The following is a 24,002-nucleotide window of genomic DNA, read 5'->3' on the forward strand; positions in this document are numbered from 1 at the left end:
CCATGACCGGGAGCGACCTGAAATCGTCGACCATCAAATCGTTGTTCTGGAAGCTGTTTGAGCAGGGTGGCGCCGCTGTCATCACGCTCGTCGTCCAGATCGTCTTGGCGCGTATTCTGGCTCCCGACGAGTTCGGCATGTTGGCCATCATGCTCGTGTTCGTGAACGTGGGCAATGTCATCGTGCAGTCCGGTTTGAACACGGCGGTCATCCAGGCTCCGGACGTCACCGAGCGCGACTATTCCACGGCCTTCTGGATGAGCCTTGCCATCTCGGTGGCGCTGTACGCCGTCGTTTTCCTCGTCGCGCCCCTGATCTCGGGGTTCTACAGCATGCCCGCCGCCGTGGAACCGCTGCGCGTGCTGGTGCTCGTGCTAATTGTGAACTCGTACAACTCCATCCAAGAGGCCATCGTTGCGAGGAATTTCGAATTCCAGAAAACGTTTCGCGCCACGGTGACGGCCGGCATGGTTTCCGGGGCTGCTGGCATCGTCATCGCGCTCGTCGGCGGCGGCATATGGGCTCTTGTGGTTCAACAGCTGTTGTACCAGCTTTGCAAATGCTTCGTGCTCGCGTTTCAAATACCTTGGAAGCCCCGGCTCGTGTTCGACCGCAGCCGCGCGGTTGTCCTGTTCCGGTTCGGGTGGAAGCTCCTTGTCTCCGGTTTGATGGACCAGGGATACCAAAGCCTTTCCGACCTCATCATCGGCAAGATGTTCAACAGCGCCGACCTGGGCTTCGTCTCCCAAGGCAAGAGGTATCCCCAGGCGCTCGGCGTAATGCTCGACGGTGCCATTCAGCCCGTCATGCTCTCTGCGGTGGCGCATGTCCAAGAGCAGAAGGACCAAGTGAAGCGCTTGGCCCGACGCGCGCTCAAAACGAGCACCTTCCTCATCGTGCCGTCCATGGCGCTGTTCGCGATTCTGGCCGAGCCGCTGGTCGTTTTGCTTCTGGGCGAGAAGTGGCTTCCCTGTGTGCCGTTTTTGCAGATGTACTGCTTCATCTACGCTCTGCAGCCCATCCACACCACGAACCTGCAGGTGTTGAACGGGGTCGGGCGCAGCGATCTGTTCCTGAAGTTGGAGGTTGTCAAGAAAGTCATAGGGCTCGGCGTCATGTGCTTCGCGGCGTTCGTGCTTCGCGACCTGTATGCGATAGTCGGCGGGTACATGCTGGTGGGCGTGGTGTGCACCTTCGTGAACGCCGCTCCGAACAAGAAGGTCATCGGTTATTCGTATTGGGAGCAGGTTCGCGACATCTGCCCGGCGTTCGCCCTGTCGCTGGCGGCGGGGGCCGTCGTCTTCCCCCTCGGTTTGCTCGCGCTGCCGGGAATCGCTATCATTGCGCTGCAGGCGTTCGCGATGCTGGCGGCATACGCGCTGCTTGCCAAGCTGTTCCATGTGGAGCAGCTGTCATACCTTCTCAACACTTTGCGAGAGGTCAAGGCGCGCCGCACTGGTAAATGATGGGAGCGGGTTCAACGAGCCGCAACCCCTCACCACTTAATGTCCACGTGGAGTTTCTCGATGGCAAAACGATAGGTCGCTAGAAACGGCTTCATGAGATGCATCTTGTAGACGCCTTGGGCGATGAGCAGTTTTGAGTAGGCAGAACCCTTTTTCGCGTAGGCGAGGTTGATATAGGGGGATGCCTTCCAAGAGGGGAAGTGCTCGTTCAGATATTCGGTGGTTTCCGCTACGGCTTGTCCGAGATCGGCGTCGGAATTGCACGACAGCCTGAAGCTCATCGAAACGCCGAGGTGCAGGAAGGCTATCGCATCGAGTTCCTGGAGCAACTCCTCGCTCGCGTCGCTGTTCTCGAAATGTCGGCGTACTTCCAGAAGGGCGCGTTTCACGCTGTCGATCTGCTCCGGCGTCACGGAGTTGATCATCGAGCCGTTGCGAATCATATAATGGTAAGGCGCGGTTCCCGTAAACGCCACGGCGTCGACCGCGGACAGGTACGCGAGCTGCGTCAACGTCACGTCTTCGAGGATCGTGGGCGGTTCTTCAAGACGGTGCATGCGCATGAGCAACGTGCGGCGAAACGCCTTGTTCCACGCGGCAGGGTTCACCTCCACCAGGCGGCCAGGGTCTTCCGAGGGTTTGAAGGGTGCCCTCTCCTCGTCCATCTCGCGGGAAGTGACCTTGCCGGTTCCCTCTTCCTCGCGCTCGAACCCGCATATTACGATATCGGCTTGATGCCGGACGGCAGTGGCGTAAAGCTCCTCGGCGAACGTGGGCGCAACGTAATCGTCGCTGTCGAGGTATGCAACGTACTCGCCGTTCGCGACGTCGGTTCCGCTCCAGCGTGCGTTCCACAGGCCGCCGTTTTGCTTGTCGACAATACGAAAAAGGCCGGGATGCCTTTTCGCGTAGTCGCCCATGATGGCGAGGCAGGTGTCGGGCGAGCCGTCGTTCACGCAGATCGCCTCGATGCCGTCGAGCGTTTGCGCGACGAGCGAGTCGAGGCAGCGGGGAAGGTATTGCGCGGTGTTGTAGCAGGGGACCACGATGCTGAGTTTGGGCTGAACGGCTGGGGGCTCGTCGAATAGCTTGGGAGACTCCATGGAGGTATGGCCTTTCGAGTTGCGACTGCGTGTACTATGGTTTCCATAGTACCGCGAGTGCCGAACGAAAAACACGGAGGTTGGCGTATGAATGCTGAAAACCCCAGCATCGCCGTAGCCATGTCTACCTACAACGGGGAGTCCCATCTTGAACAGCAGCTCGATAGCGTGTTGGGGCAAGATGTCGGAAACCTTTCCGTGTACGTTCGCGACGACGGCTCCCAAGATGGCACGCTTGCGCTACTGGAGTCTTACGAGCGTCAGGGAAGCATTCATCTCCTTCGCGGTGAGAATGTGGGCGTTGTCGCCTCTTTCCTCGCCGCCATCGCCGCCGTGCCATGCGATGTCGAATTCATCGCCCTGTGCGACCAGGACGACGAATGGCACGTGGACAAACTGAGCCGCGCCCTGAGCGTGCTGGGCCAGAAGGACAACTCCGTACCGCAACTCTACTGTAGCGAGTACCGGTTCTGCGATGCGGACATGAACCCTACGGGCAGATCGCACCTCAATCGCATAGGGGTCTCGTTCCCCACCATGCTGTACGAGAACATGGTTTCCGGGAACACCATGGTGATGAACCGGGCTCTTGCAAATCGTGTGAACGAAGCGGGGCGCGAGGGAGTGTATTGCCACGACTGGTGGATAGCCCTTGTCGCGACCGCGCTGGGTGAGCTGACGTTCGACGACTTCGTTTCGCTGGAGTACCGCCGAACGGGGTCGAACGCGAGTCCCACAGGGTCGGGAGGCCTGTCGCTTTTGCGCTATCGCCTTCGCACCTTCTTCGAGAAGGGCGAGTTGACGAACGTGGCGCGCCAACTGGAGCGTCTGTATCGACTCTATGCGGACGAGATGCCGTCAGAGCGTCGCGCGCTGCTCGAGCGCGCTTTGACGGGAGGCAGGCTTTCCAAGGCGTTCGTGCCGGTGCGCTTGCGCCAGAAGCCGATCGAAGAGGCTGCGCTCAGACTGCTGCTCGTCCTGGGAAGGCTCTAGCGGTGGCGCAGGATCAGGCTCTTTGCGCGTCGATTTCGTAGAGGCGCATGTCACCTTGCTGGCGGACGCAGGTGAAACCAGGGGTGTCGTTTGTAATGGAGGATATACCCGCAAACTCAGAAGGATCGTAATCATCTCTCAGATTGATGAAAGACGAGTCGGAACCGGCTTGGCTCAACACGAGCACGTACTGCGCCCCGATGACACGGACGGCGTCCCGCACAGTGGCATCCGTGGAATAATCGTCAAGGCGCGTGCGAATGAGCTCGCTCTGGGGCGTCTCGTTATCGCAGCCGAATCCCACGAAATTACGGTAATACACCCGAATCCCGTCCACGCCGTAGGCGAGGAAGCTGCCGTCCATGGGATCGTTTATAACAACGGCGTCTTTGGGAACGACGTTGTTAACTTCGTCGAGGAAGAGCCGTTCTTGTTCGCTGAGGGGAGCGTCGGCAGTGTACGTCGCTTGGAAAACGGCGCGATAATCTCCGAACGCCGTGTGTATGTTGGTCGGCGGCACCCAATCTTTGCTCTTGCTCTGTTCAAGTTGTTCGGAGGTCAGCTGCATATGCATTCCGGGTAGATTGAACGCCGGCGCGAAGTTGAAGGCGAGAAACAAGCAGACGACCACGGCGGCAACTTTGCGCACATGCGTTTGCTTCTGTCGCTTGGCGTTGTACGTGTTGACAAGGGAAAGCGCAACCTCGTGCAACCAGGCGAGCCCAAGGGCGGCAAGCGGCGTGGCGACGATAACCGCCATGGCGGCGAGGCGCATAGGATCGGTGTACCAAAATCCGGCGACAAGCTGCTTGAACTCGTCCGATCGCACAGCGCTTTCCAGGCAGATGAAGCAGGTGAGAAGATACGAGATGGCTAGCCAGCGCAGAGACGGGTCGTGCAATGCCCGCACGAACCCGATCACTACAAGCGCCCCCAATAGGAGTTGCGCAGCGATCTCGTAGAAGAATCCCATGGTGTAAGTCTGCGTGAGGATGTTAACGATCTCCTGCATTCTGCCGGCGTATGGAGGCCATATGTGGGTCACAGTGTCTTGCATGAAGGGAAGCTTGAAGCAGAGAAGCCAAACGGCCGCACAGAACACTATGAATACCAGGCACACAAGCAAAGAGCGCCCGTTGCCGAAGCGCTTGCCTTTGCATGTGTTCCAGATGCGATGAGTGCAATAGGGGACGAGTATTACAGCACAGGTGAACAAGGTGTTGGGATGCAGCAGCGCTTGCCCCATGAGCGCGATGAGCAGAAGAGCGGAGAGGCGAACGCGTTGCGCGGCGCTGCTCTTCTCTCTCGTCAGCATTATGAACAACGCCATAACGGCGGGAACGGTGGCGAAGCCTGCAAGGTTGGGATAAACGGGACCGAAGACGAAAAGGGCCCAAGGGAACGCGACGAAGGCAAGGGCAACGAAACATCCGAAGATTACCGTACGCTTTTGATGCGGGAAAACGGCATGCAAAAACACGAGTGTCGAAAGAGGGTACGCCATGCAACCGAAAACGAACATGGAGGCATTGATCGCCAAGGACCCGCTGAAGTTCGTGAGGGAAACCGCAAGCGCGCAAAGCACATGCCATGCAGCCGGGTAGAATCCTGCATTGCGAACCGGATCGATCATTTGGTCGGCTGGCGACAGATACGAGCTTACGCCCAGGGAGGAAAACCTGCCGGCATCGGCGAATGCCTGGATTAGGTTGAGATGCTGGGTAACATCGTAAGCCTGGAAGAGCGAATCGGGACGTGGAAGTTGGTGGATGAATAGATAGGCGCCTAGCGCGACTCCGACGGCGAGGAATGCCACAGGGAGCCACCAAGCCATGTCGGGAAGAGAGACGGTCCGGATCCTGTTTCGAGCAACGACGAAGGCGAAGATGGGGATGATAATGATCGGAGCAAGCACCAAAAGGGGCGAGGCGACGACGTTGGCGAAAGCGAGCAGCTGGCCCATAATGCAGATGAGCGAAATGCTGAGGATGGGTGCGAGGCAAGCGGACCAGACGCGAGGCATGCCGAAAGATCGCGCGGTGAAATACCCGGGAAGAAGAAGCATCGCGCACAAAATCAGCGCGATGGCGGCGAACTCAAACCACATGGTCAAAACAACCTTTCTTGCGACCGATAATGCTGCTCAGGCACCACCTATGATATACGATATTTTATACTGCATGGCGCAGACGTGATATGAATTGGCGCAAAGACATCGCCCTTGCCTTATACTGGTGATGCGGCGATCTTCTCTATGGGGAGTCGCACAACAAACACCTTTTTGAAAACGGGGAGCTATGCTTGTTTCTATTGTAATCCCCTGCTACAACTCTGAGCAGGGTATTCGAGATGTTGTCGAGCAGACGATGAAGGTATTCGAAAACCTTTCCAATTACGAGTACGAGTTCGTGCTCGTGGATGATTGCTCGCCGGACGGCACCTATCCGGAGATATGCCGCCTTGCCCAAGACTATCCATGCGTGCATGGCGTTTCGCTGATGCGCAACTTCGGCCAACACAACGGTATTATGTGCGGGCTTAACCATGCTTCGGGTGATTTGATCATGGGTATGGACGACGATCTTCAAACCCATCCATCGCAGATCCCGATCATCCTCGAGAAGATGGAGGAGGGCTACGATGTTGTGTACGGTGTGTACCAATCATCTGCGAATGGCGCTTTGAAGAACTTCACGAGTTGGCTTAACCGGGTGTCCGCCCAGAAGCTTCTCGGCAGGCCGAAAGATGTGCAGACCAGCAACTACTGGATTATAACCAAGCAGCTCAAAGATGAAGTCATCAAGTATCGTAACTACAATCCGTACGTCGAAGCTTTGTTCGGTCGTATGACGAATCGCATAGGCAATGTGATGGTGGAGCATCACGAACGCGAGCGGGGTTCGTCAAACTACACGCTTGCGAAACTCGTAAAGCTATGGTTGGCCTATTTCAACTACACGGTTCTCCCGCTTCGATTCGCTTCAGCCGTCGGCATCGTTGTCGCCGCCATTGGTTTTCTGTACGGCATTGGCATCATTGTCTACAAACTGATCGTGCCCGACGTGCTGGTCGGGTGGCCGTCGCTCATTTGCGTGCTGCTTTTCTTCTTCGGCCTTATTTTGCTCGTGTTGGGCATCATCGGCGAGTACTTGGGCGATTTGGTGCTTTCGGCGAACAGCACGCCTCAGTACGTCGAACGCGACAAAGTGAATCTGTAGGAGGATTCGATGGCAAAAGTGATGGTGCTCGGTGCCGGCGTATATCAAGTGCCCCTGATCCGTTCGGTGCAGAGTTTGGGACATCGGGCGATTGTGGTGAGTCGAGCGGGTGACTATCCAGGTTTCGCCATCGCCGATGCGGTCTATGAGATCGATACGACCGATACCGAAGGCATTCTCGCTGCCGCACGCATGGAGGGCGTCGACGGGATCACTACGACAGGCACCGACGTTGCCGTTCCCGCCCTTGGCGCAGTCTGCGATGCTTTGGGGCTGAGGGGTATTTCCGCTTCGGCAGCCGCTCGTGTCACGGATAAATCCGTCATGAAGCGCGCTTTTGTCGATGGAGGGATATCCACGTCAGCATTCGAGGTTGTTTATTCCGGGCGTCAGGCGCGCGATGCTGCGGAAAGGCTTGGATATCCAGTCATGATCAAGGCGTGCGACGTATCGGGGAGCAGGGGCATTACGAAGACGTCATCGGCGCATGAAGTCGCTGCTGCGTACCGTGAGGCTGAACGTGTGACGCGTGCCGATCGCGTTGTCGTCGAGAAGTACGTTGAAGGCGTCGACGTAGGGTTCGAGGCCTTCATTTCGAATGGCGATCTGCAGTTCTGCCTCACGCACGATAAATTTGTTTGCGAGGTGCAGGGCATTGCCGTGTCTGTCGGACATGCGTTTCCCTTCAGTGGCGACGCGGAGTTTCAAACTGCAGTTGAGAGCGAGGTTCGCAAGATCGTCGCCGCGACAGGTGTTGACAACAGCGCCATAGATGGGGATTTGCGTCTTTCCTCAGACGGCAGCATCTCGGTTATTGAGGTGGGCGGTCGTTGCGGAGCCACGTGCATACCCGAACTTATATCTATGAGCATCGGAATCGATTTTTACAGGCAGATCGTTCTGAACTCACTCGGCGAGAACGTAACGTTCTCTTTTTCTGAAGTGCGTCCGAGCATGGCCAAGTTGTTATTCGACGAACGAGGAGGGATTGTTAAGGCCGTCGACGGTGCAAGACTTCAGCATCTGCGGGAGGCACATGCAGCTCAAATCGAATTGGACGTGCAAATTGGTGACGTCGTACGACCGATGCACGACGGCACCGATCGCTATGGGCAGGTCATCATGGCAACGAACGATGTCGATGCATTCGACGCCGTTCTCTCCGAGGTTGCAGGTTGTGTCACGATCGAATAAGGCGATCCTGCAGACGCGTGTGCTGAGAAAGCGAGATCGCTCTAGCGAATAACGCCATTCCTGCGTCGCTTGCCGGCTTCGTCGAGAGCGTCGATTTCCGCCAGCTTCGCCCGGTAATAGGATGCTGCCGTCTTGTCTTCCATGATAGGCGAGTACAGCTGCAGGTACTTGATGCCAGAGTGCGAGTTTATCTCCATGATTTTGGGGCCTTTGTCGGTTAGACAGGCGTCGAATCCCAAGTATTCGCAAGCTCCCACTTTCAAAGATATGCGGCGGATCATCTCGAGCAATTTATCCCAATGAGGGATGGTTCCTTCGACGAGAACCCCGCTCGTGGGGTGACGGGGCGAGTCGACCACGCGGTTGATGAAGACCAGCTTCCCCTTATCGTATGCCCCGGTTTCGAGGTTTACGCGAACGTTGAAGTCGGAGATGTCCGCTTCCGATGGGATGCGGTAATTCGATCCATTGCCGCTTTCGCCGTCTTCGATCGCGAAACGCAAGTACGCTAAGACCGGAACGGGATCCGCGCCCGTCGGATTGAGCACGAGTATGCGGAGTGTGTGGATGAGCGGATTGATGGCGGCAAGGCTCGCTTCCGGCTTGATGAACTCGGTGAACACGTAATTCGGATGCTGCTCGACAAACGCTCTGATACCCGCTTCCTCGGTTCGCTCACCGTCAATGGAAAAGCCTTCGCGATACGCCAGTTTGTGAAAACCCGTCGCTTCGGTGCCGTTGCAGGGTTTGCAGGCGAACGTTCCTTCCCGGCGAAGCGTCTCGATCAATCCCTCGATCCCTGGTGCATACAAGCTATCGGCAAGGGGCAGCACGCCATGCGGTTTGCTGTAGTAGAAATAGGCGGGGAGGTACGAGGCAAGATCGGAGTCCTGCATGAGCGCGTGAAGCGTGAGCTTGTCGTTGATCCAGATGCGCTGCCAATCGTTCAACGGCCAGAGCTTCCAATAATCGTAATCCGAAAGATAGCTCTCGAGATTGTCGTCATCAAGGCCATACGCGCAGGCAGACTCGGCGAGAAAACCGTGCTCGTGCGCCCATGCCAGGTAGTCGGGGTCGAACAGATTGCTTGAGCGCTCTCGTTCAAGCAACATAAGATACTCGCGAGCGAATCGCTCGGTAAAACCGTCCGCTAGGAGGTCCTCTAAGTTTACTGCCTGTTTGTTCATGGTTGCTCCCGGGCTATTTCACGTGGCGTGATTTCAACGAATTATCAGTATACCTTACGGGTGCGTTTTCCGAAGTGCAAACAGATGAGCACCGTGGCAAGTGCGCCTACGACGCTCATCGCTAGGCCCGGTTTGACCCCGGATACGGAATAGCGAGCCTCGATCACATGTGATCCCGCGTCAAGCTGGAAACCGATGAAACCGAGGTTCGCTCGAAACGTCTGGGCATCTCGGCCGTCGATCGTTATCTCCCACCCGGCAGTATGGGGGATGGAAAGGCATGCGATCGTGTCGACGTCGGCGGTCACGCTACCGCGCACCTCCGAGCTCCCGGACAACGCAAGCTCAGAGGTCACCTGTGCATTCGGCACCAGATTCTTACCCGCGTCTGCGGCGATTTCGTCGGGCAGAATGATTGCTTGACTGAGCAGAGCCCGTCGATCTTCAACAGAGTCGAGGCTCATCGCCTCGCTTTCGGCTGCAACGCGCGTGGCTCCCGACAAAAGGGGAGCTGCTGAATCGTTGCGGTATACGTGCACTTCGCCGCAGGTGGTCAGAAGCTTGAGGGAGTCGTTCTCGATCGGGGTTTTCGACAGCAGGTATTTTGCTCCGAGACGGCTGACGAGCGAGAAACCGTCCTCGTCGTTCGCATAGCTCTGGTAGGCGCCTCCTCCCATGAGAGCGCTTGGCCAGAAAGCGCGGTAGAAGTCGATGACCTCTCCGTCGGTTGTGGAGTTGTACGAGTTGATTCCGTTGTACCCCTCAACCAGCGAGTCGTTGAAAGCGCACCAATCCGTATAGGTTTTCTCTACGCGGTACAACGATCCGTCGATCTGCTCAAGATAGGCGAGGGCCACTTCGGTGTCGGACGAGATCGAATTTGGAGAAGCGTCGGGAAAGTCGCTCTCCGTGCAAGTCTGACGGTTGTTGGTTACGAAGAAGCCGTCGGCGATGACGGGTGCGAGTACAAGCACCATGGCGACGAGCGTCAAGAACGTGCGCGCTCTCTTCGGCCATCGTACAAAAAGAAGGACAACGAAAGCGCACGAGCAGAGCAGGCAGAAGAGGCAGATGATACGGCCGTCGACGGTGTGCACGAGCGACCATGCAACGATGGTGACGGTGAGGACGCCGGATACCAGCAGGGGGAGGCGGGCTACCCGGCATACCTGAACGCGTTTCTCCCAGCCGACCGAGAAGGCGAGGCAGAGGGGGACTGCAAGCACGAAGGAGCTGCGGTATTTCGGTGCGACAAAAGCGTTGAGCAGGGCGGGGAGGAAGCTGTTCACGCAATACGCGACGACGATGACCGCGGCGATGGTTATGAGTATCTTATCGCGGCGGGACGTTTCGGTAGCCGCCCAGTGGAAGAACTGCCCAAGTAGAACGATCGAGCAGGTCCCGAGGCCGAGCGAGATGAATTCGTAGCAGTTCACATAGGGAAACGATTCTGTTGCGGGAATGAGATCGAGGGGAAGATCTCCTCCGCTTGTGATGAGGCTGTTTCCGAGCAAACGGCTGGCGATGCCGGGAAGCCAATTCGTAGGCACGAAGTCGACGAGGTAGGTCGCCGTTCGCGCGAGTAGGGACGGCTGGCTTGTCGACGAGACGCGCCCTGTTTCCGAGAAAAGATACAGGACGTAGGGAACAAGCGCAATTCCCGCAAGAAGAACGCCGCAAAGCACGGGTGCAAGCAACCTGCCCGTTCCAGCTGCCACTTGTCGTGCAGGATGGGGCCCGTCGGCCTGATGAATCAAGCGGAGCAACATGTAGAGAGCCGCTGACACCAGCATCATGAAGCCGCAGTAAGGGCTCCATCCCACGCAAATCGCCGTGACCAGAACGACGCTGACGAAGCGGGGCGCAGTGCGGCGCTCTGCCAAAAGCTCCAGAACCAAAATGAGTGCGACGAAGGCCACGCTCACGCTTCCGAGCCAGTAGTGCTGTCCCCAAAGCATTAGGTAACCGCCGAATGCGTAGACGACGGAGCCGAGAATGCGTGCGAGCGGTGTTTCGCAGAAACGCGTGGCCAGCCGATTGAAAAGAATGCCGGAAAGGACGACCTTCAAGGCTTGCACGATCACGAGCGCGAGGCCGAGCTTCGCGTTGCCAAACAACAACCCAAGCGGCACCAGCATCAGGTTGAACGGATCGAGCAGCCAAGATTGATAGCTCAGGGCGGAGGTGCCAAGCCCGTAATCGAAGTTCCATGCACCGAAAGAGCCGTCGCGAATGCTGTTCAAGAGATCGAGATAGAAGGGGACGTATTGGTCTATGGTGTCGAGCCCCGTGTCTAGATAGGCGAAATAAGCTCCTTGCGTGAAGAATCTTCCGTATATCGCCAATATTCCCACTGCTAGGGCGAGAACAAGGACCAAAAGCTCTCCGCGCGACGGGTTGGTGCGTTTTTCCGTGAGAGCCGGCATCATCTTGCTCGCAAGCGCGAGCAGCGCAAGCGCACCGAGAGCGCAGACGAGGAGATGGTGATAATCGGACCAGTTCAAAAGGACTCCCAGGAATACGTGATCGAAAGAACGTTCAGCTCATGTGCCACTATCTTAGACAAATAGTGATGAGAGTCGCCTGCGGTTCACAAAAGGGATAAAATACAGGTTTGCAATCAGGCAGCTTTTCGGGTGCTTTCGAAGACGAGACAGGAGCTCAGATATGTCCAGAACGCCCATCTGGGTCACGCGTTCATCCATGCCCCCCTTTGACGAATACGTTGAGGAGATCCGAGCGCTTTGGGAGAGCCGCTTTCTCACCAACATGGGTGTTGAACATCTTCAACTCGAGGAGGCTTTGAAGTCGTTCCTGCAGGTGGATGATATCGCCCTGTTCGTGAACGGGCACAATGCGCTCGAATGCGTGCTGGAAGCCATGGGTTTGCGCGGCAAGGTCATCACCACGCCTTACAGCTTCGCGTCGACCACGCATGCCATCGTGCGCAAAGGGCTTACTCCGGTATTCGCCGACATCAAACCCGACGACTACACGCTTGACCCGGAGCGGATCGAGGAGCTTGTCGACGACGACACGTGCGCCATCATGCCCGTGCATGTGTATGGAAATCTGTGCGATGTGGACTCCATCCAGCAGATCGCAGACGAGCACGGGCTCAAGGTTATCTACGACGCGGCGCATGCGTTCGGCGTGCGGCGCGGCGACGTTTCGGCTGCCTCGTACGGGGACGCGTCGATGTTTTCCTTCCATGCCACGAAAGTATTCAACACCATCGAAGGCGGTGCCGTGTGCTTCCGCGATCCTGCGTTGCGGGAGTTGCTCAACCAGTGGAAGAACTTCGGTATCACGGGCACCGAAAGCGTGGAATACGTGGGCGGCAACGCCAAGATGAACGAATTCTGCGCCGCCATGGGCATCTGCAACTTGCGGCATCTTGACGAGGAGATATCCAAGCGCAAAGTTGTTGCGGAGCGCTACTGGGAGCGTTTGGGGGAGTTGCCGGGCATTGCTTTGTGCAAGCCGCAGCCGGGGATCAAACCAAACTATGCCTATTTGCCGGTGGTGTTCGAAGATGCTTTCGGAGCCTCGCGCGATGAGGTGTATGCGGCGCTCATGGCGGCCGATATTCATCCTCGCAAGTACTTCTACCCCCTCATCAGCGATTACCAATGCTATGAGGGACGCTTCGACTCTTCGGCGACGCCTGTGGCGCAGCATGTGGCCCAATGCGTTCTCACGCTTCCGATGTATGCGGATCTGGCACTCGAAGACGTCGATCTCGTTTGCGACATCATCGCGGACGCGCGGCGATAGCTGCGCCCAGCAAGGATGTGAAAGGGGAGGCATTGGAAGAAAAACCTCTTGTGTCCATTGTCGTATCGGTGTACAACCATGCGCGCTATATCGAGGAGTGCCTGCGCGGCATCGCGGCCCAAACGGTCGACTTTCCCATCGAGGTGCTTGTGGCAGACGACTGCTCGCCAGACGGTACGGCCGACGTTCTTCGGGCACTCGAACCCGAGCTCCCCAACACATTCACGCTTATCCTGCGCGAACAGAACCTGGGCGCGGTGAAAAACGGCGAGGATCTTTACGCCCGCGCTACAGGAAAGTATCTGGTGGATCTTGAGGGCGATGATTTCTGGACTTACGAGGGGAAGCTGCAGGCTCAGGTTGAATTTTTGGAAGGGAACCCCGAATACTCCGCCGTGTACACGCGCTGCACCGTGGTGGGGGCGGACTCGAAGCCGAACGGCGAAGAATACCCTCAATGTTCACACGACGAGTATACGTTCAAAGACTACTTCTACAGCTGTCTGCCCGGCCAAAGCGGCACGCTCGTGTGCCGTAGAGAGCAGTACGTATCCATGCGCGAAGAGTTCATGGGTATGAGGACATACGAGTTCTATCCCGGGGATCGCAGGAACGCTTTTTTGTTCCTCGTCGCGGGCAAGGTGCGCTGCATCCAAGAGAACTGGTCCGCCTACCGCCATGTAACAAGCGGCGGAAGCAGCTACAGCTCAACGGTCGCATTGGATGACGCCTATGCGCTCAATGAGGTGCGGTTCGGCGAGACGCTCGTCGCATACGCCCAGCTTCGCGGGGACGAAGAGGCCGTTAAAGCAGCCAAGAAGACGTACTATCGGACCTACTTGAAATGGGCGTGCGACGGGCGCAGCTCCCTCAAGCTTGGCGCATGCCTGCGCGAGCTCATGGGCGAGCGGAATCGGCTGTCCTATCTGGCATCCCCGGTGCAGTGGTATGCGGTGCTGGGTACTCGGATGTTGATGGGGAAGCCGGTTGACCTGTAGCGCTCAACGAATTTTCTCAAGGTGCCATTCGATGTCGGTTCGACTAAATTACCGTCCTGCGTAGATAGAAGCCCGCGTGACCTTTTAATGCTCTTTCGGCTTGCCGTATTCACGCAATCAAGCAAGCGGTCTTATCATGCATGGGAAAAAGTGACGTTTCGCGAAAGGGTGTTTGAGGGTATGCAAACTATAGGGGAGAGTGCGAGAAAGGCGGCGTTCGGCTTTGTGGCGGCTGCTGCTATGGTGGCGTGCGCTCTCTGCTTCGTGCCGGATTCAGCTTTCGCTTCGGATAGGGATGATAAAGCAATTTCGCTGTCGGCAGGTGCTTTGTCGTCGGGCGTGGAGCTCGCTGCCGACGGAGACGCGCTCCTGGAGGAAGCGAACGGCGAGGCCGTCGTCGAAGACGATGCGAGCAACGACGATAGCAAGTCCTCCGCAGGAGATGAAAGCGACTCGGAGGAAACGGTGCCCTTCGAAGAGGCCACCGTCGAGAACGGCGACCTGGACGTTGTCGAGCCTCCAGCCGAGGACGTGAAAAACACGCTTCCGGCCATCGAGCCTACGAGTGCGCTTGACGAGAGCAAGCTCCTTGGGGCCGAGCCCGCCCCGACGAAACCTGTAATCGACGGCTGGCGCGAAGAGGACGGTCTCACCTACTACTACGAGGGTGGCGAGCGGCGCACCGGTTGGCTCGTGACCGACACGTACAAAGATTACGGCCTGCAGCGTTATTTTCTGGGAACCGATCACGCACTCGTCTTCGATCGCTTGATCTCAGAGGCCGATGCGGGTTGGTGGGCTTACGCGACCAAGTTCGGCTACGTGGTTCGCGGTCGCTACGTGGCGCCCGACGGAAAGGTGTACCTGGCGAACAACGACGGCCGTCTGGAGGATGAGGGCTGGCTGGTGACCGGTGACTACGACAACGGCGTGCTCCAGCGCTACTATATCGACAGGGACGCCCATGCGGCATTGACCGGTTCCTTCACCGTCGGCAAAGACGCCTACTGTGGACTCGAGGGCGTCGGCTACGTGCTTCGCGGTGCCGCCATGACCGACGCCGGCCTGCGTTATGCCGACAACGATGGCGTTCTCGTTGCAAGCGGCTGGTTGGTGACCGAAGGTTTTGGACGCGGCATGCAGCGCTACTGGTTCGACAGCTATTCGCCCGTATTCAATCGGTTGGTCTCAGAGGCCGAGGCTGGCTGGTGGGCTTTCGCGACCGAGTTCGGTCATGTCGTTCGCGGTCGTTACGTGGCGCCCGATGGGAGGGTATACCTGGCGAACAACGACGGCCGCTTGGAGGACACCGGTTGGCTGGTCACGAATTCCTACGACGGTTCGTTCCAGCGCTACTACATTGATGATGATACTCATGCGACAAGGATCGGCTTCTTTTCTCAGGACGGAAACGACTACTACGGACTTGCTGCGATGGGGTACGTTCTGCGCGGATTAATGCAATACAGTCAAATCGGCGTCTTGATGGCAAACAACGATGGGGTAATGCCGAATCGGGAGGGATGGCTTGTATCCGATGAGTACGAGGGGGTCTTGGAGCGCTACCGCGTCGACCATTGCTGCGATGGCTATTTAGGTGCTCATGTCGGCTTGTTTTCCATTGACGGGTCAACATACATCGGTCTTGCCAAGGTGGGGCATGTGCTCCGCAACGATTACGATTATTCGAACGGGCATTGGTATGAGTCCGACAATGACGGCGTGTGCCTGAACGTGGACAACCGCTTCAGCCGAATCGAAGCCTGTATCAGCTGGATCGTGGGCATTGCCAACGACGATAGCCATGGTTATGACCAGGTGTATCGATGGGGCGAGCGGGGGGATTACGATTGTTCGAGCCTTGTGATCTCTTCGCTCGACGCAGCAGGATACGAAACGGGATGGGCAACGTATACTGGCAACATGCGCGGCGCTCTGACTACGTATGGGTGGACTTGGCTGAACATGGGCTCGGGCCTCAAACGTGGTGATATCTTGCTCAACGAGCGAGACCATACAGCAATTTATCTCGGTGATGGCATGCTGGTTCAGGCTTCCGGAAACGAGCAGGGTGGAATAACTGGCGGAAAGCCTGGCGATCAAACCGGTCGTGAGATTTGGTCTTGTGCATATTACGATTATCCTTGGAATGGCATATTGCGGTATATTTGCTAAGCTGTCGCAGTGTTGGTTTCGACAGCAATTTGACCGATGTCCGCCCTTGGCTTCCTAGACCAAGGGCGGACATCCTCTTTCTTCCTTTACCCAATGATTGACGATGGGTTGTAGGTTGGCACGCCGCTGCGGAAAGACTTGCGGGCGTGTTTTCTGGCGCGTCTGGCGCTGTGATATGGCTATCTCCCGTATATTCTTTCAAAAGCGCCTCTATTCCGTAATGCACACGTATAATGATAGTATCTGTTTGAATTGCCGGGATGTGAGGAAGTTCATGAGCATTCATACCAAGAGGGGTTCGTTCGTTGCAGCATATCTGTTCATGGCGCTGGGGTTCTTTGCTGCGTCTGCGGCGATATTGATCGTCGTTCTAACCGGTCTTTTCAGTGGCGCGCCCAAAGCATTTGCTGCCGAAAGCGATGCGAACGCGGCTTCTGTCTACGAAGATGTTCGCCTCAGCCCCGGGTGGCACGATGTCGCCGGCGGAGAAGTCGTCTACGTTGATCCGGATGGGAGTTACCATGTTGGATGGCTTGTGACGAACAGGGGCCAGGGCGAGGGGTTGCAGCGGTATTGGTTTGACCAGGATGGCACGTTGTCCAAAGGAGAGCTCATCAACGCAGGAAAAGACGGGTGGGCTTACGCCACACCCTCTGGAGCCGTGGTTCGCGGCAAGTACGACAACGGTCGAGGGCGCGTGTATCTGGCCAACAACGACGGCAGGCTTGCGGACGGTGCGGGCTGGATCGTCACGGGGAATTACGACGGTGGAATCCTTCAGCGTTACTATATCGACTCGAATGACCATGCCGCTTGCAGCGGTTACTTCAGTGTTGACGGCGAGAGCTATTTCGGCTTGGGTGGTCAAGGCTATGTGTTGAGGGGTGCGGGCTGGGGCGTGCGCGGCGATCAACTATTAGCTGACAACGATGGCGTTCTCGCCGTCTCGAAGTGGGTAGTAGCCGACGTTTTCGGACAAGGTCTCCAGCGATACTGGTTTGACAGCGCTGGCGCCATGGCGAAGGGCCGCTTGGTGGATCCCTCTGAAGGTTCGGGCTACTGGGCTTATGCGACCGATCAGGGTTCTATTCTTCGAGGAACTTCTTCTGAGGGCGAAGTGAAGCGTTTTGCCGACAATGACGGCAGAATTTCTGACGGTTGGCTTGTGACGGGGGCCTTTACTGGCGGCGCATTGGAACGCTATTGGCAAGAGGGTGGGCAGATAGCGGTGGGTCGGCTTATCGATGCGGGTGGTGGCTGGTGGGCATACGCCAGTACGTCCGGTGCTGTGGTGCGCGGCAGATTAGCGGTTGATGGCAAAGTCTATCTTGCCAACAACGATGGCAGACTGGAGAATACCGGTTGGCTCGTGACCGATGCCTACGGCCAAGGTCTCCAGCGCTATTATATTGATACAGTCGAGCATGCGGCTATCGTGGGTTTTGCGGATAGCGACTATGCGTCTTACACCACTTCCGGCGGATACGTTTTGCGTGGGAAGATGAATACCGACAATGGTGTGCTCGTCGCGGACAACGACGGCGCCCTTATCGAGAACGGGCGGAGTGAAGGATGGTGCGTCACCGACGCCTACGACGGAGGACCTCAACGCTACTACCTCCAGGATGTGGGTGGCCGCCTATACGCCAAGACCGATTTTTTCCAGGCAGAATCTGATATCGACGGAAAGGTGAAATGGTTCTATGCTGCCCCGGAGAATGCATACGTCGTCCGTGGTAAAACCGTTCATCCTTCCGGTGTGCTCGTCGCGGACAACGACGGCGTCCTTATCGAGAACCAACATGGGCAGGGGTGGTGCGTGACCGACGTCTACGACGGAGGACCTCAACGCTACTACCTCCAGGACGTGGGCGGCCATCTGTACGCGAAGACGGGTCTTTTTTCCGCTCGATTGCACTCAGGCGCAGAGGAGAAGCAGTTCTACGGTCTCGATAACGCGGGATATGTCGCACGCAATAGCGAGGTGGTCGTTGAAGGCTCTGTCTATTCAACCGACAACGACGGCGTCCTGACCTGGCTTCGTTATTCTTCTCAAACGAGGGATCCAACCCTTGCGACCGTTTCGTGGGCCAACGACTACGGCTATCTTGACAAGACAAAGGCTCTGGCATCGCAGTACGGGAGCTCTACCAATTGGTTTATTGCGGTGGACGACAAGCTCTGCCGCGTGGTCGTTTTGCAACGCAGCGGCTCTTCGTGGAACGTGGCGAAGACTTGGAACTGCAACGGCGGAAGAAACGCGTACCGTTGGATCGGCGATCACGAGATTGTGCACCGTAGTATATGCAACTGGGATGATTCGTACTTCGGCAAAGGGTACAACGACTGGTCAACCTGCTTTATCGAGTCGTACAGCTCCGACAGCCAAGGGCATCTGCGCTACGTGCCGGGCAAGGGTTATGAGGACTGCGCGTCCTTCCATTCAACTGGTTATACGTGGACGGGTTGGGACAATGCCGGATGCATTGGTTTGATTTGGGATAACGCAAAGTGGATTTATGATAACATTCCAAATGGAACTAATATGTGCCTGTTCAATCCGCGCATATAGTCTTTCCTGGTTGGATCGTTTGCAGCAAATAGGAGAAGAGCATGGAACTGAGAGCCTGTAACCACGCAATCGTTGCGGGGCTATTCGCATCGCTTGCTTTTGCCGCCGCGCTTGCAGTGGCCCCTGATATCGCGTTGGCGGAGGAGTCACAATCGGCTTTGCCTCGCACTGCGTCCGAACCTTTCATGGAGGAAGATGAGGTATTGGGGGATATTGGGTCGGTTCCCGGTTCGTTGGATTCCGTCGAAAACGGTCTTGCTGGGGGTTCCGTTGATGTCGATGGCAAGCCTTCCGAGATGTCCCAAGAGCCTGAGGCCGGGAATGCTGACGGTGCAAAGCCCGATACGGACGACGCGGACGGCACGGACGAAGCAGATGGCACCGACGATACGGAGAACCCCGACGATACGGAGAGCGGGGGTCCATCGCCGGTTCCGGGCGGAGTGCTCGCGCCCGAATTGGGGCCGAGCGACGTCCTCGGCGCAGGCGAAGAAGAGGGAAAGCTCTCCGGTGCCGACAACCTCGAAACGGCTAACGGCATCTCCAACGCTCCCGTTCTCGGCTGGGGCACCAACGCCGCTGGCGAAATCGTGTACGTGGACTCCGTGAGGGAGGACGGTAGCGCGGTTTACCGCACGGGTTGGCTCGTCGACAGCGGGCGCGGACAGGGTCTTCAGCGTTATTGGTTCAGCTCCACCGGTGCTCTCGTCGTCGGTCGGCTCATCGACGCGGGCGGCGGCTGGTGGGCCTACGCCCGCCCGGACGGCTACGTGGTGCGCGGCCGGTGGACGGATCCGGCGACGTGCTACGTCTACCTGGCCGACAACGACGGCAGGCTGGAGAGGGTCGGCTGGATCGTGTCGGACGCCTACGGCCAGGGCCTCCAGCGCTACTGGATAGACCCCGACGCGCACGCGGCCGTGCCGGGCCGCTCCGAGGACGGGTACGCGCACTACACGACGCCGGAGGGCTACGTCGCCCGCGGCGCGGTGGACGCGGGCGACGGCGAGGCGCGCTTCGCCGACAACGACGGCAGGCTCGCGGTCTCGGGATGGGTCGCCACCGACGCCTTCGGCCAGGGCTTCCAGCGCTACTGGTTCGACGCGGACGGGGCCATGGCCAAGGGGCGCCTGGTGGACCCCTCCGAGGGCGCCGGGTATTGGGCCTACGCCCGCCCCGAGGGCCTCGTGGTGCGCGGCAAGTACGACGACGGCGCGGGCCGCGTCTACCTGGCCGGCAACGACGGGCGCCTCGCCGAGGGCTCGGGCTGGATCGTCACCGGCGCCTACGACGGCGGCGTCCTGCAGCGCTACTTCCTGGACGGCGCGGCCCACGCGGCCAGAAGCGGCTACTTCAGCGACGGCGGCGGCAACTACTTCGGCGTGGGCGGCCAGGGCTACGTGCTGCGCGGGGTGGGCCGCGGCGTGCGGGACGACTGGCTGGTGGCCGACAACGACGGCAGGCTGGCCTCCAGCCGCTGGGTGGTGACCGACGCCTTCGGCCACGGCCTGCAGCGCTACTGGTTCGGCGCGGACGGCGCCATGGCCAAGGGCCGCCTCGTCTCGATAGACGAGGGTGCCGGCTGGTGGGCCTACGCACAGGCGAATGGCGTTATTTTGCGTGGCAAGCGAGTTGCAAGCAACATGGTCTATCTCGCTAACAACGACGGTCAGTTCGTTGTGGGTTCCGGTTGGATCGTTACGGGGAGCTACGACGGCGGCGTGTTGCAGCGCTACTGGATCGAGCAATCCACCATAGGCTTTTCGTTTGCGAAAGTCGGCTTTTTCCAGGCCCTTTCCCAGAGCGGGAAAGTATGCTGGTTCTACGGCGATGCCTCGCAAGGTTATGTTTTGCGTGGAAAGAAGACCACTAATTACGGAGTTCTTCCTGCAACTAACGAAGGCGTTCTCATTGAGTCGAACCGCGGCGAGGGCATGCAAGTGACTCGCGATTACGACGGCGATTATCAGCGCTATTTCCTCGTAAAAGCGAAAGACGGTCACCTTTATGCGAAAGTCGGTCATTTCTACGACGAGGTAGAGAATAAGCATTATTACGGGATACCCGGTCAGGGCTATCTGCTTCGAGGCAAGATGCTTTATGGTGCGGGCATGCTAATCGCCGACAACGCCGCGGTCATGGCTTGGACCGAGGATTGGATTGTAACCGACATATATGATGGCGAATTGCAGCGCTACCGCATCGACGGTTCTCCTGGAGATGGCCTCAAAGGCGCTCACCTCGGGTATTTCATACTTGACGGCACCCAATACTATGGTCGTGAGGATCAAGGTTATGTGGTTCGTGGGCTGTACCTCGCCCCTACGGGTGCCATGTGGTCCGCTGACGGCGACGGCAAGATGACCTATACGTTTCTGTCCGATGTTGGCCGGAAAGCGTGGGGCCGTTCCATGAACATCAGCAGCCGCACGAAGTATATGGTAACAATAGATGCCGACAACTGCCATGTTATTGTCTTCGAAGGCTCAGCTGGCAACTGGGTTCCCCTTTACGATTGGCTGGCTGGTACGGGGCTTCCCCAATACAATAACGGTCAAGGCACGGTACGCGGCTTATATGAGATTGCCGGCGATGGCGCTTGCTACAACTGGTCGGACTGGAATAGCGGAAAAGACTACTACAAGGGCGGTTATCGCGTCGAATACTATCCCAAGGACGATATTTACTTCTTTGCTGGTTTCGTTCTTGATCTTGGTTTTCATTCTACTATCCCCAGCATGGGCTCGGCCGAAAGCCAGCTTGGAAAGAAAGTATCCCACGGTTGTATTCGCCTAGAGATTGAAAATGCGAAGTGGATTTACTACAACTGTTTACCCGGTACCAGGGTGTACAGCTTTTAATGCAACTGTGGGCCAGCGATTAATGGAGAAGCGAGCAGGCTGTTCGTAGGTGGTCGGACAGCCTGCAACTATGTTTATGGAAACTGATAATGGAGGGCATATGGCAACCGTTCTTGTTACGTCGCTTGGCTCGGTCGCGGCCGACATCATCATCAAGAGCCTGAAGCGCTTGGGGCATAAGGTTGTCGGCTGCGACATCTATCCCAAAGAATGGGTGCCGGATGCTTTCAACGTTGATATTTTCTATCGCGCCCCGCTCGCTTCGGAGGCGGCGGCGTATCTTGACTTCGTTGAAGAGGTGTGCGAAAGGGAGAATGTTGCCTATGTCATGCCTCTTACGGATGTGGAGGTCGACGTGCTTAACGCCAATCGTCGACGCTACGAGAGCAGGGGTATATGCTTCTGCATGTCTCCCAAGGAAACGCTTGAGACGTGCCGCAACAAGAAGCTTTTGAAGGAGTTTATCGATGAGAACTGTGTTGGCATCAAAACGATACCCACCGTGCTTCTTGTTGAGTGCGAGACCTCACCTTGGGAATACCCTGTTATTGTCAAGCCGTATGACGGGCGCAGCAGCATCGGCTTGCGCCGGGTCCATGACGATTTGGAGTGGGCGGCGCTTGCCAACATTCCGGATCCCGAACGATACATCGTGCAGCCGAACATACCGGGTCCTATCGTGATGTCCGAGCTGGTACGCCAGCCCGAGTCGGGCAAAGTGGTGGTGGTCGTGCGCGAGGAGCTTCTAGAGACTTTGAACTTCTGCGCCTTGGCGGTTCGCATGTATCGCGACGAGGAGCTGGAAGAGCGGAGCAGAGAGCTCGCGAATGCGCTCGGTATCGTAGGCAGCGTGAATTTCGAGTGGATATTGGACGATGCGGGGGAGTACCATTTTGTCGAGTGCAACCCGCGATTCTCAGCAGGAGCCGAGTTCACCTGCATGGCGGGATACGACCTTATCACCAACCATTTCGCTTGTTTTGCGGGCGGGGAGGTTGAAGATTTTCATTACCGTCGGGAGATGGTCATTTCGAGGAAGTACGAAGAGTTTCTGACCAAGGTCGAGGGCTAGGGGTCTTTCATGCAGCTCACGGATTTTCTATTCGATTTTTGCATCATGTCGGCCCTTTTGCTGGTGGCGAAGGTCATTCGAGCCAAAGTCGGTTTTCTCCAGAGGTTGTATATCCCTTCAGCGCTTATTGCGGGATTCCTCGGGCTGTTTCTAGGCAAGCAGTTCTTGAACATCGTGCCGTTTTCGACGGCTATTTCGGATTATGCCGGCGTGCTGATCGTGGTGGTATTCGGATCGATGTATTTGGGCACGAAACGAAAAACCTCTGTCGGCGGCATGGTCAAGAGGGTGGGAGACTCGTTCTTTGTGAACGGCGCGGCCGAGATCGCTCAATTCGGCATCTTCATTTTACTGGGCTGCACATTGCTTCCGCTGGTGTTCCCTGGAATTAACGATGCGTTCGGTCTTATGCTGCCCTGTGGCTTTGCCGGAGGGCATGGTACTGCGGCGGCTGTCGGCAGCGTGTTGTCGGAAGCTGGCTGGGACGATGGCGTGACCGTGGGGCAGACGTTCGCGACCATCGGCCTTTTGGGGGGCATCGTATTCGGCGTGGTTTTGCTGAACATCGGGGCACGTCGTGGTTACACGCGAGTAGTGAAAGGTGCCGCCGATCTGCCGGAGGAGATGCTCAGCGGTCTCAATCCGGAAGACAAGCGGGGCTCTATCGGCTCCGACACGGTCAATTCGATCTCGATGGATTCGCTTACGTGGCATGTGGTGCTTGTCCTTATCTCGACAGGCGCCGGGTATTTGCTGAATGCTTTTCTAAAGATTGTCATTCCTCAGGTTGCCTTTCCCACGTACGGTCTGGCAATACTCTGCGGTATCGTTTTGCAGTGGGCTCTCCGCTTGGTTAAGCTCGACGAGTATGTGGATCGCAAGACCATTACGCATATCTGCAGCTGTGCTACCGACTACTTGGTCGCTTTCGGCGTCGCTTCTATCAGCGTGAGCATCGTTATGAAGTATGCGGCTCCCATTATCTTTCTTGCGGCACTGGGTTTTGCAGGTGCGTTCCTCTGGCAATTCTTGGTGTGCTCTCGCTTTCTCCGCAACTTCTGGTTCGAGCGCGGTCTTTTCATATTCGGTCAGAGCACAGGCGTGTTGGCCACAGGCGTTCTTTTGCTTCGCGTTTCCGATCCTAATTTCAAATCAGGGGTTCTGGCCGATTTCGGTTTGGTTTGGCTTTTCTTCTCTATCGTTGACGCGCTTCTTGTTGCCTTTTCTCCTACGTTCGTGCTGGCTGGATATGGCATTCCCTATGCGATATGCATCACACTGGCGGCTGTCGTGTTCTTGCTGCTGAGTTGGAAGATGTTCGGCGTACGTAAGTTCAACAAGGCCGGAGGCCTTGAAACCGTCAAAGAATAGCCGACATGCCGTCAG

The 24,002-nt window shown here is 57.2% G+C and carries 15 protein-coding genes; 11 read left to right on the plus strand and 4 right to left on the minus strand.

Translation table 11 applies throughout. The features are described from left to right. Window positions 1-2 precede the first annotated feature (2 nt). Entirely contained in the window at window positions 3-1,466 is a 1,464-nt protein-coding gene (locus HCH03_RS06690) for a lipopolysaccharide biosynthesis protein (protein WP_221688860.1), read from the plus strand. A gap of 29 nt (window positions 1,467-1,495) precedes the next feature. On the opposite strand, the gene HCH03_RS06695 is transcribed toward HCH03_RS06690, so the two are convergent. Beyond that, window positions 1,496-2,794 carry a glycosyltransferase family 2 protein gene (locus HCH03_RS06695; protein ID WP_246599802.1) on the minus strand — a complete coding sequence of 433 codons (1,299 nt, stop codon included), beginning with the start codon at window positions 2,792-2,794 and terminating at the stop codon, window positions 1,496-1,498. Between HCH03_RS06695 and HCH03_RS06700 the strand changes: the two genes are divergently transcribed. Then, window positions 2,690-3,562 (plus strand): glycosyltransferase family 2 protein, encoded by an 873-nt coding sequence (locus tag HCH03_RS06700; protein WP_246599804.1) that lies wholly within the window; start codon window positions 2,690-2,692, stop codon window positions 3,560-3,562. The genes HCH03_RS06695 and HCH03_RS06700 overlap by 105 nt on opposite strands. 13 nt (window positions 3,563-3,575) lie before the next feature. Here the strand turns inward: HCH03_RS06700 and HCH03_RS06705 are convergent, their stop codons facing one another. Then, window positions 3,576-5,669: a DUF6541 family protein gene (locus tag HCH03_RS06705; protein WP_221688863.1), complete on the minus strand. Its 2,094-nt coding sequence runs from the start codon at window positions 5,667-5,669 to the stop codon at window positions 3,576-3,578. Window positions 5,670-5,859: 190 nt separating this feature from the next. Here HCH03_RS06705 and HCH03_RS06710 point away from each other — a divergent pair, with 190 nt between their 5' ends. Next, window positions 5,860-6,780 carry a glycosyltransferase family 2 protein gene (locus HCH03_RS06710; protein WP_221688864.1) on the plus strand — a complete coding sequence of 307 codons (921 nt, stop codon included), beginning with the start codon at window positions 5,860-5,862 and terminating at the stop codon, window positions 6,778-6,780. Between the two features lie 9 nt (window positions 6,781-6,789). Beyond that, window positions 6,790-7,974 carry an ATP-grasp domain-containing protein gene (locus HCH03_RS06715; protein ID WP_221688865.1) on the plus strand — a complete coding sequence of 395 codons (1,185 nt, stop codon included), beginning with the start codon at window positions 6,790-6,792 and terminating at the stop codon, window positions 7,972-7,974. A gap of 41 nt (window positions 7,975-8,015) precedes the next feature. Here the strand turns inward: HCH03_RS06715 and HCH03_RS06720 are convergent, their stop codons facing one another. Beyond that, window positions 8,016-9,161 carry a sugar-transfer associated ATP-grasp domain-containing protein gene (locus HCH03_RS06720; RefSeq protein WP_221688866.1) on the minus strand — a complete coding sequence of 382 codons (1,146 nt, stop codon included), beginning with the start codon at window positions 9,159-9,161 and terminating at the stop codon, window positions 8,016-8,018. 44 nt (window positions 9,162-9,205) lie between these two features. After that, entirely contained in the window at window positions 9,206-11,665 is a 2,460-nt protein-coding gene (locus tag HCH03_RS06725) for a YfhO family protein (RefSeq protein ID WP_221688867.1), read from the minus strand. 199 nt (window positions 11,666-11,864) lie between these two features. Between HCH03_RS06725 and HCH03_RS06730 the strand changes: the two genes are divergently transcribed. From HCH03_RS06730 to HCH03_RS06760, 7 genes are all read left to right on the plus strand, one after another. Continuing rightward, window positions 11,865-12,938: a DegT/DnrJ/EryC1/StrS family aminotransferase gene (locus HCH03_RS06730; RefSeq protein ID WP_281421090.1), complete on the plus strand. Its 1,074-nt coding sequence runs from the start codon at window positions 11,865-11,867 to the stop codon at window positions 12,936-12,938. Window positions 12,939-12,970: 32 nt separating this feature from the next. Continuing rightward, window positions 12,971-13,936 carry a glycosyltransferase family 2 protein gene (locus HCH03_RS06735; RefSeq protein ID WP_221688869.1) on the plus strand — a complete coding sequence of 322 codons (966 nt, stop codon included), beginning with the start codon at window positions 12,971-12,973 and terminating at the stop codon, window positions 13,934-13,936. Between the two features lie 180 nt (window positions 13,937-14,116). Next, the gene (locus HCH03_RS06740) at window positions 14,117-16,111 is read left to right on the plus strand and encodes an NlpC/P60 family protein (RefSeq protein ID WP_221688870.1); all 1,995 of its coding nucleotides are present in this window, start codon (window positions 14,117-14,119) and stop codon (window positions 16,109-16,111) included. A 274-nt stretch (window positions 16,112-16,385) separates the two neighbouring features. Continuing rightward, window positions 16,386-18,683 carry a L,D-transpeptidase family protein gene (locus HCH03_RS06745; protein ID WP_221688871.1) on the plus strand — a complete coding sequence of 766 codons (2,298 nt, stop codon included), beginning with the start codon at window positions 16,386-16,388 and terminating at the stop codon, window positions 18,681-18,683. A 41-nt stretch (window positions 18,684-18,724) separates the two neighbouring features. Beyond that, the gene (locus tag HCH03_RS06750) at window positions 18,725-21,544 is read left to right on the plus strand and encodes a L,D-transpeptidase family protein (protein WP_221688872.1); all 2,820 of its coding nucleotides are present in this window, start codon (window positions 18,725-18,727) and stop codon (window positions 21,542-21,544) included. Window positions 21,545-21,644: 100 nt separating this feature from the next. Further along, window positions 21,645-22,616, plus strand: a complete 972-nt coding sequence (locus HCH03_RS06755; RefSeq protein WP_221688873.1) for an ATP-grasp domain-containing protein — start codon at window positions 21,645-21,647, stop codon at window positions 22,614-22,616. Between the two features lie 9 nt (window positions 22,617-22,625). Further along, a complete protein-coding gene (locus HCH03_RS06760) occupies window positions 22,626-23,987 on the plus strand; it encodes a sodium/glutamate symporter (RefSeq protein WP_221688874.1) in 1,362 nt (453 codons plus the stop codon). Window positions 23,988-24,002: the final 15 nt, after the last annotated feature.

Origin of the sequence: Gordonibacter massiliensis (ex Traore et al. 2017) (assembly GCF_019731765.1) — a bacterium.
Taxonomy (GTDB): Bacteria; Actinomycetota; Coriobacteriia; order Coriobacteriales; family Eggerthellaceae; genus Gordonibacter; species Gordonibacter massiliensis.

Coding starts and splice junctions, on each gene's coding strand:
- HCH03_RS06690 (WP_221688860.1), top strand. CDS start 3: ATGACCGGGAGCGACCTGAAATCGTCGACCATCAAATCGTTGTTCTGG.
- HCH03_RS06700 (WP_246599804.1), top strand. CDS start 2,690: ATGTCTACCTACAACGGGGAGTCCCATCTTGAACAGCAGCTCGATAGC.
- HCH03_RS06705 (WP_221688863.1), bottom strand. CDS start 5,669: ATGTGGTTTGAGTTCGCCGCCATCGCGCTGATTTTGTGCGCGATGCTT.
- HCH03_RS06710 (WP_221688864.1), top strand. CDS start 5,860: ATGCTTGTTTCTATTGTAATCCCCTGCTACAACTCTGAGCAGGGTATT.
- HCH03_RS06715 (WP_221688865.1), top strand. CDS start 6,790: ATGGCAAAAGTGATGGTGCTCGGTGCCGGCGTATATCAAGTGCCCCTG.
- HCH03_RS06720 (WP_221688866.1), bottom strand. CDS start 9,161: ATGAACAAACAGGCAGTAAACTTAGAGGACCTCCTAGCGGACGGTTTT.
- HCH03_RS06730 (WP_281421090.1), top strand. CDS start 11,865: ATGCCCCCCTTTGACGAATACGTTGAGGAGATCCGAGCGCTTTGGGAG.
- HCH03_RS06740 (WP_221688870.1), top strand. CDS start 14,117: ATGCAAACTATAGGGGAGAGTGCGAGAAAGGCGGCGTTCGGCTTTGTG.
- HCH03_RS06745 (WP_221688871.1), top strand. CDS start 16,386: ATGAGCATTCATACCAAGAGGGGTTCGTTCGTTGCAGCATATCTGTTC.
- HCH03_RS06750 (WP_221688872.1), top strand. CDS start 18,725: ATGGAACTGAGAGCCTGTAACCACGCAATCGTTGCGGGGCTATTCGCA.
- HCH03_RS06755 (WP_221688873.1), top strand. CDS start 21,645: ATGGCAACCGTTCTTGTTACGTCGCTTGGCTCGGTCGCGGCCGACATC.
- HCH03_RS06760 (WP_221688874.1), top strand. CDS start 22,626: ATGCAGCTCACGGATTTTCTATTCGATTTTTGCATCATGTCGGCCCTT.